General features: G+C 44.9%; 9 protein-coding genes and 7 tRNA genes. 2 read left to right on the top strand and 14 right to left on the bottom strand.

Features of this window, described 5'->3' with window-relative positions; all coding sequences use genetic code 11:
* Positions 1–98: 98 nt before the first annotated feature.
* The 11 genes from AR383_RS05775 to AR383_RS05725 all read right to left on the bottom strand — a co-directional run bounded on the left by AR383_RS05775 (position 99) and on the right by AR383_RS05725 (position 5441).
* Positions 99–173, bottom strand: a tRNA-Gln gene (locus AR383_RS05775).
* A 37-nt stretch (positions 174–210) separates the two neighbouring features.
* Positions 211–295, bottom strand: a tRNA-Leu gene (locus tag AR383_RS05770).
* 21 nt (positions 296–316) lie between these two features.
* A tRNA-Met gene (locus AR383_RS05765) sits at positions 317–393 on the bottom strand.
* Positions 394–533: 140 nt separating this feature from the next.
* Positions 534–608: transfer RNA gene (locus AR383_RS05760), tRNA-Gln, on the bottom strand.
* Between the two features lie 114 nt (positions 609–722).
* Positions 723–797 (bottom strand) — tRNA-Gln (locus AR383_RS05755).
* A gap of 37 nt (positions 798–834) precedes the next feature.
* Positions 835–919: transfer RNA gene (locus tag AR383_RS05750), tRNA-Leu, on the bottom strand.
* Between the two features lie 35 nt (positions 920–954).
* Positions 955–1031 (bottom strand) — tRNA-Met (locus AR383_RS05745).
* A gap of 355 nt (positions 1032–1386) precedes the next feature.
* Positions 1387–2478 (bottom strand): redox-regulated ATPase YchF, encoded by a 1092-nt coding sequence (gene ychF, locus AR383_RS05740; protein ID WP_055732283.1) that lies wholly within the window; start codon positions 2476–2478, stop codon positions 1387–1389.
* 29 nt (positions 2479–2507) lie between these two features.
* Entirely contained in the window at positions 2508–3098 is a 591-nt protein-coding gene (gene pth / locus AR383_RS05735) for an aminoacyl-tRNA hydrolase (RefSeq protein WP_055732282.1), read from the bottom strand.
* Positions 3098–3718 carry a 50S ribosomal protein L25/general stress protein Ctc gene (locus AR383_RS05730; RefSeq protein WP_055732281.1) on the bottom strand — a complete coding sequence of 207 codons (621 nt, stop codon included), beginning with the start codon at positions 3716–3718 and terminating at the stop codon, positions 3098–3100. The genes pth and AR383_RS05730 overlap by 1 nt, the downstream gene beginning before the upstream one ends.
* A 433-nt stretch (positions 3719–4151) precedes the next feature.
* Positions 4152–5441, bottom strand: coding sequence for a hypothetical protein (locus AR383_RS05725; RefSeq protein WP_055732280.1), 1290 nt, complete (start codon positions 5439–5441; stop codon positions 4152–4154).
* A 532-nt stretch (positions 5442–5973) separates the two neighbouring features.
* On the opposite strand from AR383_RS05725, the gene AR383_RS05720 reads away from it, so the two are divergent.
* Positions 5974–6930: an IS1595 family transposase gene (locus AR383_RS05720; RefSeq protein ID WP_157051651.1), complete on the top strand. Its 957-nt coding sequence runs from the start codon at positions 5974–5976 to the stop codon at positions 6928–6930.
* A 737-nt stretch (positions 6931–7667) separates the two neighbouring features.
* Here the strand turns inward: AR383_RS05720 and AR383_RS05715 are convergent.
* From AR383_RS05715 to lolB, 3 genes are all read right to left on the bottom strand, one after another.
* Positions 7668–8609, bottom strand: coding sequence for a ribose-phosphate pyrophosphokinase (locus AR383_RS05715; RefSeq protein WP_055732279.1), 942 nt, complete (start codon positions 8607–8609; stop codon positions 7668–7670).
* Between the two features lie 83 nt (positions 8610–8692).
* On the bottom strand, positions 8693–9556 hold the full coding sequence (gene ispE, locus AR383_RS05710) for a 4-(cytidine 5'-diphospho)-2-C-methyl-D-erythritol kinase (RefSeq protein ID WP_055732278.1): 864 nt from the start codon (positions 9554–9556) through the stop codon (positions 8693–8695).
* Positions 9537–10130, bottom strand: coding sequence for a lipoprotein insertase outer membrane protein LolB (gene lolB / locus AR383_RS05705; protein WP_055732277.1), 594 nt, complete (start codon positions 10128–10130; stop codon positions 9537–9539). The genes ispE and lolB overlap by 20 nt, the downstream gene beginning before the upstream one ends.
* Positions 10131–10336: 206 nt before the next feature.
* Between lolB and hemA the strand changes: the two genes are divergently transcribed.
* Positions 10337–11587 (top strand): glutamyl-tRNA reductase, encoded by a 1251-nt coding sequence (gene hemA, locus AR383_RS05700; RefSeq protein ID WP_055732276.1) that lies wholly within the window; start codon positions 10337–10339, stop codon positions 11585–11587.
* The last annotated feature ends 16 nt before the right edge of the window (positions 11588–11603 follow it).

Raw genomic sequence — 11603 nt, 5'->3', positions numbered from 1 at the left:
AGCTAATTAACGAAGGCTAAAACTAGCTGAGCTTAGTTGGTGTTGTTAAGTAGAGTGAACAAAAGAAAAAGGCCTGCTGAAAAGCAGGCCTTTTAATGTGGCAGGGATAGCTGGATTTGAACCAACGAATGGCGGCATCAAAAGCCGCTGCCTTACCGCTTGGCGATATCCCTACAAAACTTTTTGAATTGGATTCTTCCAAAAGAAGAATGGTGCGGAAGGAGAGACTTGAACTCTCACACCTTGCGATACTAGAACCTAAATCTAGCGCGTCTACCAATTCCGCCACTTCCGCACGAAATTACTGTAAAACTAATGGTGGCTATGGCGGGACTTGAACCTGCGACCCCAGCATTATGAGTGCTGTGCTCTAACCAGCTGAGCTACATAGCCATCTGTACATTCTCACGAACCTACAAATTTATCGGCAGTGGAAGCAGTTGCTAGTCTTCGACATAGTACTACTGTCTTACCTGGGCTCAAAGCCCTAAATATTTACCGTCGCCTAGTGTTGTCACTAGCCACAATAAAAGTGGCAGGGATAGCTGGATTTGAACCAACGAATGGCGGCATCAAAAGCCGCTGCCTTACCGCTTGGCGATATCCCTGCAGAAACTTTACTGCGAAACCTTGTCTCGCGACTCTAAGCTTTCACTTAGACTGGCAACATAGAACTTGGGTTCTTGTTGCTAACTCAAGTTAAAAACTCAAGCCTTAGAAAATGGCAGGGATAGCTGGATTTGAACCAACGAATGGCGGCATCAAAAGCCGCTGCCTTACCGCTTGGCGATATCCCTGCAGGGTCTTACTATTGGTTTCTTCGTTTAAGAAGAATGGTGCGGAAGGAGAGACTTGAACTCTCACACCTTGCGATACTAGAACCTAAATCTAGCGCGTCTACCAATTCCGCCACTTCCGCAAATTTCTTACTGTAACTTTAGCAGTATACAGTAATGGTGGCTATGGCGGGACTTGAACCTGCGACCCCAGCATTATGAGTGCTGTGCTCTAACCAGCTGAGCTACATAGCCTTGTGTTTCCGACGCTTTGTGTCGAGAACGGGGCGTATTATGCTGATGAGACCTAACAGCGTCAACCGTTTTTTTGTCAAAAATCCGCAAAAAAGTTTGTTTGCGCAGTTTGTGTACGTGATGCTGTCTGTTTGCTCAATTTAACTGTTTGCTTTCTGTTCAATATCGACATTTGGCGCAAAACTTGTTGCTATTTTAAGCAGTGCCGCTTGCTGTTGAACGTGTGACCTTGGCAAACGAGGAAGGGCAAAGCGGTGAATAAATAGAATGAATTTGGTTTATAGCGAGACAAAAACATCGCGCGCAGTTTAATTGGCTATAAAAAAACCAACCCGAAGGTTGGTTTTTTTTGAATTTAGACGTTGAATAAGAAGTGAATCACATCACCATCGTTCACCACATAAGTTTTACCTTCTTGGCGCCATTTACCGGCACCTTTAGCGCCAGTTTCACCTCGGTATTGGATGTAGTCATCATAGCCCACTACTTCGGCGCGAATATAACCTTTTTCAAAGTCGGTGTGGATTTTACCTGCAGCCTGTGGCCCTGTGGCACCAACTGGAATGGTCCAAGCGCGAACTTCTTTTACCCCTGCGGTAAAGTAAGTTTGTAGGTTTAATAGTTCATAGCCGGCACGAATTACGCGGTTTAGGCCAGGCTCTTCTAAGCCCATTTCTTCCATAAACTCGGCTTTTTCTTCGGCGTCTAGTTCGGCAATTTCACCTTCAATTTCAGCACAAACCGCTACTACCACCGCGTTTTCTGCTGCAGCAATTTCATTCACGATATCTAAGTAGGGGTTGTTCTCAAAACCATCATCATTGACGTTAGCAATGTACATGGTCGGCTTGGCAGTTAAAAAGTTCATGTAAGCAATGGCGGCTTTTTCTTCCTTGCTTAGGTCTAAACTGCGTAGCATGTGGTCAGCCTCTAGGTGAGCTTGCACCTTGGCTAATACTTCTAATTCGAATTTTGCGTCTTTATCGCCACCCTTGGCTTTTTTAGCCACGCGGATCTGGGCTTTTTCACAGCTATCTAAATCGGCTAGGGCCAGCTCGGTATTGATGGTGTCGATATCGTTAGCGGGGTCAACTTTGCCGGCAACATGCACGATGTTGTCATTTTCAAAACAGCGAACCACATGGCCAATGGCGTCGGTTTCGCGGATGTTGGCCAAAAATTTGTTACCCAAACCTTCACCTTTAGATGCGCCAGCGACTAAGCCTGCAATGTCTACAAACTCCATGGTGGTGGGGAGTACACGCTGCGGATTTACAATTTCGGCGAGAGCATCTAAGCGCTCGTCAGGTACGGGTACTACGCCAGTATTAGGCTCAATAGTACAAAATGGAAAGTTAGCAGCTTCAATGCCGGCTTGAGTCAGAGCGTTAAATAGAGTCGACTTGCCTACGTTTGGCAAACCAACGATGCCACATTTAAATCCCATAATAATACCTATTTGTGTGTTTAAGGGGCTTAGCCCGCTTTGTAACTATGTAATCGATTCATTGCTTTGCTTAAACCGTCTTTAAGCAAAATATCGGTACTGCGTACCGCTTCATCAATGGCGTCATCTATTAGCGCTTGGTCGCTCTTAGGGGCTTTGCCTAAGACATAACCCGATACCCGGTCTTTATGACCAGGGTGGCCAATACCAATTCGTAAGCGATAAAAATCTTTGCTGTTACCAAATTTGCTAATGATATCGCGCAGCCCGTTGTGTCCGCCATGCCCACCGCCTTTTTTGAAACGGGCAACGCCCGGCGGTAAATCAAGCTCATCATGGGCAACCATGATTTGTTCCAGCTCAATACGGTAGAATTTGGCTAATGAAGCAACAGCTTTACCGCTGAGGTTCATATAAGTTGTGGGGATCAGTAAACGCATTTCTTGGCCAGCTAACTGAATGCGGCCGGTTAATCCAAAGTGTTTACTTTCGGGCTTTAATTGGACGTGATGATTGTTAGCTAGTTGTGTGACTAGCCATGCACCTGCATTGTGGCGGGTAGCGGCATATTCGGGGCCTGGATTTCCCAGGCCCACGAGTAAACGAATATCGTTTGACACTATTCTTCAGTTGCTTCTTCTTCAGCAGAATCGCCTTCTTCAGCACCTTTAGGAGCAGTAATAGATACTACCGCTTGGTCGTGTGCTTCGCCTTTAGCTAACTCAACAGAGCTAACGCCAGCAGGAAGAACGATGTCAGAAATGTGTAGAGATGCACCAAGCTCAAGGTTTGCTACGTCTACTTCAACGAATTCTGGAAGATCTTTAGCTAGACAGCTAACTTCGATCTCAGTAGCCAAGTGGTGTACTTTACCACCATTCTTAACCGCTTCTGCGCTATCTTCGTTCAAGAAGTGAAGAGGTACAGCTTTAGTGATGGTGGCTGAGTTATCAACACGTTGGAAGTCAATGTGTTGAACACGTGGCTTGTAAGCATGACGCTGCATGTCTTTTACTAGTACGTCTACTGCTTTACCAGCAATATTTAAAGTAATAATGCTTGAGTAAAATGCTTCAGCTTCTTGAGCTTTCATCACGTGACGTTGCTCTAGAGTGATTGAAACAGGGGCTTCACCAGCACCGTAAACGATAGCAGGAACTTTTTCTGCGTGACGTAGGCGGCGGCTCGCACCTTTCCCTAAATCGCTACGCAGTTCAGCGTCGATGGTAATGTTAGACATTTGTATTTCTCCAAATAATAAAATGAGGCTAAGGTTTCGCGACCAAACCCTAACCAGTACCATATTGATTGTGTTTGTTGACTAAAATAGCCACAGCGCAATTCAAAAGGCGCGGCATTCTACCATTGACGTTTTTTGAAAGCCAATAAAAAAGCGTGGTTATTAACTTTACTGCTATCAACTGTGCGTAGATCTAGATCACTGGATTAAGACGCAGTTGCGTGTGGTATCTCTAGTAAAGGTCCATTTCGATGTTCAAAAACAGCGGGGAGCCAACAAGTATTGTCGAATGCTTAGCTAAAATTTCAGGGATTGTTTGCACTTCGAGATGGATGGATAGCGCTTCACCATGCTAAGTGAAACGCCTGTGCGGAGCCGCATGCAGGGTGTTGTGGGGGCTGGAGGCTAGATACCTCCGGCTACCCGATTAGTTTCATGAAACACTAGACGTTGCAAAAATAACTTGCTCAGAAATAAATCTGATTAAAGGCACGTCTTTTACTAAAGTCTTATCGTCACGAAACGGTGTATATTTGGACTTTTCTGACTCTTTACTATGAACTATAGAATTTCTGTTCTTGTAAATTCTACCAGCTAAATTTTTAAAAATTAGCTCTTCATCATCTCCTACCAAGTCAACGACCGGCGCCGAGGAGAAGGAAACAGGTGATGTTTTATAGTATGTAACTAGAGTGTCGTCATAATCGTTAAGCTTTTGTTTCAAATCAGTTAAATCCACATATTTAGCAAGCGTCAGTCTCAGGCCTTCTTGCTCACTAAAGGTCATGCTGTCGTCTCGCATTTTTATGGACTTACCAATATCTTTTATTAGAGACGATATATCTTTTTTTCTCTTATACGAAAAATCTGGGTGAGTAATCGTATTCCTAACTTTTTCCACTAGAGCTTCATTGAAAATTGATTCGAAAAAGTGCTCCACGATGTGGTAATACGAAATATACTCCAGCATCGGATTTTCGGTGCCAACCGCTAGCTGGTAATGGTGGATTAAATCGGGGATATAAGTTCTTCTTGGCGGGTCTATTTCGTCAAGGCTTGACCTTCGAGAGCGAGTAATTCGGCCAGTTCTTAGCAGCTCATCAAAATCCCTCTGCTGCACTAAAGACGTATCAGTGTTGTACGTTATATTAAAAAGAAATGCTGATGAGAACTTATCAAATTCAGATACACTTTTCTTAGTTTCTGAAACGAGCTTTAGAGTAAGGCGACCAGCTATAAATTTCTTTACAAGTTCTAGTACGCAAGGTTGCTCCTCTAGAACTCTTCTCATAATTGAACCAGGCATTGTTGGTCGAGATAGCGCCCTAGGTTCGCCGTATTGCGCTGCATTTTTAATCAAGTAGAGAGAGAATTGGTTAGAAGGTCGCCCTAACGTGTACGTAATTTTATTCTCAGGGTCACTTACTTCTAAAACAACGTCGTCTCCTCTGCTTCTAGGCAAGAATCTGTGAAAATGACCTTCCTCTCGAACCAATATCTCATAGGACTTGTCGTCAGATAACACTGTCTCTGATGTTTCATTGTAGGATCTTAAAGAGTCGATCTCACCTTCTAGCTTTTCTTTTGTTAACGTAAGCGTTGTGTTTTCTAACGATCCAAACCTAGGTTTATATATAAATGAATCTTCAGCTTCTTCTAGGTCAAACCTAAGAATCTCAGAAATCCATAGAGCAAAGTCACTTACACTAATATCTAAATCCATTTTGTCTCCAATGGCATGGTGAGAAACTAACGCTAAGTAGGAAGCACGTGCTTCCTATCCCATTCAATGAGCACGCGTCCTATCACAGAAAGTGTGACCTTGCGCAAGGTCACCAGGCTGTTCGTGCTCTCTCTTTAACTTATTGTCTACTTTGATGTTTTCTTTTAATTTTATCAATAGTCAATGTTCAAATTCTATAGACCGTTTTGACAAAGGCAGCTTGAGAAATGTTGTGGCTGTGTATAATCACAGTGAAAATCTGCGCAAGCCCTAAACGTTCAGTTTTCCTCATGAAGTCGGGTATTCAGGGTGTTATTGGACCAACTGCCTAATACACAATGGAGCAAAAACATTTCACACCCACAATAATCAAGATTGCGCTTTTAAATCCCCTTCATCTTCGCTGAGTAGCGCAAGTGAACAAGAGATTAAAGTTGAAGTCTGTTTGAGCACAGCAGGATTAATTGTGATGGCTATGTTCCCGTAAATTGTTGCTAAACTGTATATAGATCCAGTTATCGAGGGGTTACTTATGATTCCTGCGCAATTTACTAAGTTGATGACTGAACTTGAGAACCTAACAGATAGCCAAGTTCGTTATATAGAGAAGTGGCTGAAAGGTACGGATAGTACCTCACAGTTGATATCAGAGTTAGAAGAACGGATGGTTGAAAAACCAGAATGTCCACACTGTCATAGCTCATTGATTAATCGACACGGCAAAGTAAATAAGATGCAGCGATATCGCTGTAAAAACTGCGGTAAAACCTTTGTAGCAACAACGGCGACTCCGCTAGCCAGGCTCAGATACAAAGAGCTTTGGCTGGATTACATACGGTGTATGCTCGATAGCAAAGTGTTGCGTGAATGTGCCAAAGAGTGTGGGATTAACCTGAAAACATCATTCAGATGGCGACATCGTTTTCTGGCTTTACCTTCAACGCTAAAAGCCAGCAGGCTTGAAGGCATTATTGAAGCAGACGAAACCCTGTTCCCGTATTCAGAAAAAGGGGCAAAGAAGTTGAGTCGTCCTCCTCATAAACGAGGAATGAAGGCTCAAAAACGGGGACGTTCTAAGGAAGATTGGGTTCCTGTTTTGACTGTCAGAGACAGAGCCAAAAACACCTATGAAGCGATTTTGCCTGATGTAACAACCGAAACTCTACACAAAGAGTTGGTTGGTAAGCTGGAAAAAGACAGCGTGTTGTGTAGCGATGGCTATAAGTCCTATATAGCGCTGTCAGAAAAAAATGACTTAATCCACAAACGGTTAGACATGGCTGGCGGCATTAAGGTGATAGATAAAGTCTTTCACATTCAAAATGTTAATGCGTACCACAGCCGTTTGAAACTTTGGATAAAACGATTTCATGGCGTAGCCACAAAATATCTCCACCATTACCTTGGTTGGTTTAGATATATGGATACACCAGAAAACCTTAACGAAAACAGGCTGTTCCACATTCAACAACAGTTAATGGGAACATAGCCATTGTGATTTTTCTTTTATACCACCAGCCTTAGGCAGCAAAGAAAAGCTTTCGCCTACGGCGACGTCATTTTTCTTTTGCGAGAAAAGAAAAACGAAGCAAAAAGAAAGCTCGCCCTGCATTATCTTCATCCTGCGCGACTTGTTTCCAAGCGCGCCTGCGCAACTCGCTACGCTCAAACAGTGCTCGGCTTCACCGCTTGTTACCGGCGCTGCTCGGCGATAATGAAGGGATTAAAAAGCACAAACCTTGAGTCTTTGCCTACAGTGAAGCCATTGAGTTTTAAACTAACAGAGCCTTGAGAAGCCTAAATCGATTGAGTAACTAACAGAATCTATCCCCATCATCTTCGCCGAGTAGCGCAAGTGAACAAGGGATTAAAGTTGAAGTCTGTTTGAGCGTAGCGAGTTACTTCAACGCCCTTGTGAGTGAGCAACGGAGGAGCTAAGAAGATGCGGGTGGCCTTTCTTTTGTATACTTTTCTTTGGCCAGCAAAGAAAAGTATATCGCCGCAGGCGAAAGCTTTTGATCTATAAAACCTAAAGCGCCACCGTCAGCACAAAATCATCACCAACAGCCCCAAAAATAAACAACCAAACACTCTTGGGGGCAAACGTTTGTTAGCTCAACGATTGTGCCAAAAGCCTCAAATTTAAGGCATTTTAGGCAAGCCTTGCAAGCCAAAAAGCGAACCAGATGGTTCGCTTTTTGGCGTTATTGACTCAAGCGGCCAATATTAGAACATCGCAGAGATTGACTCTTCGTTGCTCACGCGGCGAATGGCTTCGGCCAACATTGGCGCTAAAGAAAGCTGGCGAACTTTTTCTACTTTGGCCATTTCTTCGCTTAGTGGAATAGAGTCGGTAATAATCACTTCGTCTAGTGCTGATTCAGTGATGTTGCTGGCCGCATTGCCCGAGAATACTGGGTGAGTCGCGTAGGCAAATACACGTTTTGCGCCTTTGGCTTTTAACGCGGCAGCTGCTTGACACAAAGTACCGCCGGTATCGATCATGTCATCAACCATGATGCAGTCACGGCCATCTACGTCACCAATAATATTCATGACTTGAGCAACGTTAGCGCGAGGGCGACGTTTGTCGATAATGGCTAAATCGCTGTCGTTAAGCATTTTAGCTACTGCGCGAGCACGAACCACACCACCAATGTCGGGTGAAACTACCACTGGAGATTCTAGGTTTTTGTCCAACATATCTTGTAGTAGTACTGGACTACCAAAGGCATTGTCTACTGGAACATCGAAGAAACCTTGAATTTGTTCAGCGTGTAGGTCAACGGTTAGCACACGGTCTACACCTACGCTAGATAAGAAGTCGGCGACAACTTTAGCGGTAATAGGCACCCGAGCACTACGAGGACGACGGTCTTGACGCGCATAACCAAAGTAGGGGATTACCGCAGTAATACGACCCGCAGAGGCACGACGTAGAGCATCAACCATAACGATAAGTTCCATGACATTATCATTAGTTGGCGCACAAGTGGATTGGACAACAAAGATGTCTCCACCACGAACGTTTTCGTTGATTTGTACACTAATTTCGCCATCGCTGAATCTACCTACTGAAATATCACCAAGGGTGGTATATAGGCGGTCAGCAATACGCTGGGCAAGTTCTGGCGTGGCGTTACCGGCGAAGAGTTTCATGTCTGGCACGATGGAAACCTCAGATTTATCGGGTCAAAAGAGCATTACATTGGTTAAGCAATTAAGCATTTATTGCCTAATTGCCAGCGGTGTTATTGTATGTTTTTGATTTGATTCAGTTGCTGATGAAGCGGCGACTGATTACAGGATTTACACACAAAACCTGTAAGATTTTTGGGGCGTTTATTTAGCACGGCAAGGGCTTCACGCTCCGTGTCGAAAGCGGCAAAAACACAACTTCCGGTTCCGGTCATTCTCGACGGCGCGTATTCTAACAACCAGCCAAGAGCTTGTGCAACCTCCGGATAAACTTTCGCCACAATTTCTTGGCAATCGTTGTGCCAGTCACTGCTTTTTAGCTCATTCCAACTACGTTTTGGCGTATTACGCGGTAGTTTTGGATGCTGAAATACGCTGGGTGTTGAAACATGCACGTCAGGGTGCAGTACTAGATACCACTTTTCTTCGGGGTCAACGTTCTGCAACTGCTCACCCACACCTTCAGCGAAAGCACTATGGCCATGGATAAAAATAGGCAGGTCTGCGCCAAGTTGCAAACCCAGAGCGGCTAATTGTTCGAGATTAAGTTGACACTGCCAAAGCTGATTTAATACCAGCAAGGTAGTAGCGGCATTAGACGAGCCCCCACCAATGCCTCCGCCCATCGGTAATCGCTTGTCTAGAGTGATGCTTACCCCTTGTTTTATATCGCAATGTTGCTGCAGTAAACGGGCGGCCTTTACTACTAGGTTATCTTCGGCAGGAAAGTCTAAATCACTATTTAAACGAATAGCGCCTGTTGGGTTTAGCGCAAAATACAGTTGGTCGCAGCAGTCGATAAATTGAAACAAGGTTTGTAAGTCATGGTAGCCGTCGGCGCGTCTTCCTGTGACATAAAGAAATAGATTGAGTTTAGCCGGAGCAAGCCAAGGGCCACTAAGGGTTGCTTGAGTCATCGATTTGCCATTGGTGAATATTAAGTTTTAAACGATTGTCGGCGGAGTTGAGTTCTAGCTGGCGTGGCAGCGTGTAGTTGCCATATTGTGCGTAGTTCAGATAGTTAATTTGCCATTGCTCGGCGCTGGTAAAGCTGGCTAAGCGGTGCTGGGCATTTAGCTGATAATCATTTTGGCTAGGTATGCCCAGTAGCCAAGCGGGTAACTGTTCTACCGGAACCTGCCAGCCGGTAAGCCTATAGATAAGCTGTTGGGCGTCGTTTCCGCGATATTCTTCGTCTTTGGTTTTTACCCATACTTGGCCGGGTTGGTAATGCAACTCTACGCCTTGTAAACCCAGCGGGCCATTAATGCGAAGTAGGCTGTTCTCACCATCTTGGCGCCAAAATAAGTTGGCAGCTTGACGCGATTGCTGGTTAATAAAGGCAATTTTCCCATTCAGCTGCCAATGCTCCAGTTGCTGTAACTGGCTCAGATGCTGCTCCCATTCGCTATCTGCGGTGGTGATGGGCGGCTGTGAACTACAAGCACTAAGACCTGCAATTAAAATCAATAAACAAAGGAGTTGGCGCACAGGGCCTCCACTTTTTTGCAGCAGTATAAAAGTTCAGGGTAGTGGGTGTAAATTGCTAAAAAGAAAAGATGTGTTGTTTAGCTGGCTGAATTTTAGCTAATTAGGCGCTGCATAGCGGTGCTGTTTCTTTTATTTAGCCGGATATTCCCGTACAATTTGCGTTTTTACTCCACTGGTAGGAAAAGGCGCAACAAAGCCCCACTAAGATGAGTCTGCAAGTCCTAGGTATTAATCATAAATCGGCTCCCCTTGGGTTGCGTGAAAAAGTCGCGTTTAGTCCAGAGCAGGTCAACCAAGCCTTAACTGACGCCAGCAATAAGCTCGGCGTGGAAATGGTGATCGTGTCTACCTGTAACCGTACCGAGCTGTATTGTAATTTGGGTGATACCGATGTAGAGAAAGTGGTGCAATGGCTGGTCGACTACAAAAATCTGCCTGAGCAGGAATTAAGGCCGAGTCTTTATCAGTATCAGCAGCAACAAGCGGTTGCGCATTTAATGCGGGTGGCCAGTGGCTTGGACTCGCTGATTTTAGGTGAGCCACAAATTCTTGGTCAAATTAAGCAGGCCTATACCGAATCGCGTGAAGCGGGCTCGGTGGGCAGTGTTTTAGAACGTTTCTTCCAGCGGGCTTTTTCGGTGGCCAAGCAAGTACGAACCGATACCGATATTGGAGTGAATGCCGTATCTGTGGCCTTTGCGGCGGTAAGTTTGGCCAAACAAATCTTTGATGATTTACGTCAATCCTCAGTATTACTGGTTGGTGCTGGCGAAACCATCGACTTGGTGGCTAAGCATTTAGCCGATCAAGGCGTGCAAAAAATGACTGTGGCTAACCGCACGGTGTCGCGTGCAAAAAACTTGGCTAGCCGCTTTGGTGCTGAAGCTATAACTCTGAATGAAATTCCTGAGCATTTGCCGCAATCCGATATTGTGATTAGTTCAACAGCTAGTCCTTTGCCTATTATTGGTAAGGGCATGGTGGAAAGCGCCTTGAAAAAACGTCGTTTCCAACCGATGTTTTTGGTGGACATTGCGGTGCCGCGAGATATTGAAGAGCAAGTAGGTGAATTGCGTGACGCCTACTTATACAGTGTTGATGACTTACAAGGCATTGTTGAGCAAAATATGGCGTCTCGCCGCGAGGCGGCAGAGCAAGCGGAATTTATTGTTAACCAACATAGTGAAGATTTTATGGCTTGGCTGCGCTCTTTGGAGTCGGTAACTACTATTCGTGATTATCGTAGCCATAGTGAACGAGTGCGTGATGCTGCAGTAGAAAAAGCCTTGGAAGCCCTAGCCAACGGCAAAGATCCCGCAACGGTTGTTCGCGAAACCGCGTTTCAATTAACCAATAAACTTATCCATGCGCCAACTGAGGCAATTAATAAGGCTGGCCGTGATGGTCGACTGGAAGAGCTGGCGGTAATACGAGAGGCCATTGGCCTAAGAAAGTAAGCAAATTTGAGGTCAA

The organism is Agarivorans gilvus (assembly GCF_001420915.1).
GTDB lineage: Bacteria > Pseudomonadota > Gammaproteobacteria > Enterobacterales > Celerinatantimonadaceae > Agarivorans > Agarivorans gilvus.
This window is presented reverse-complemented; position numbering and strand designations above follow the sequence as displayed.

Coding starts and splice junctions, on each gene's coding strand:
- hemA (WP_055732276.1), top strand. CDS start 10,337: ATGAGTCTGCAAGTCCTAGGTATTAATCATAAATCGGCTCCCCTTGGG.
- ispE (WP_055732278.1), bottom strand. CDS start 9,556: ATGACTCAAGCAACCCTTAGTGGCCCTTGGCTTGCTCCGGCTAAACTC.
- AR383_RS05730 (WP_055732281.1), bottom strand. CDS start 3,718: ATGTCTAACATTACCATCGACGCTGAACTGCGTAGCGATTTAGGGAAA.
- AR383_RS05720 (WP_157051651.1), top strand. CDS start 5,974: ATGATTCCTGCGCAATTTACTAAGTTGATGACTGAACTTGAGAACCTA.
- AR383_RS05725 (WP_055732280.1), bottom strand. CDS start 5,441: ATGGATTTAGATATTAGTGTAAGTGACTTTGCTCTATGGATTTCTGAG.
- ychF (WP_055732283.1), bottom strand. CDS start 2,478: ATGGGATTTAAATGTGGCATCGTTGGTTTGCCAAACGTAGGCAAGTCG.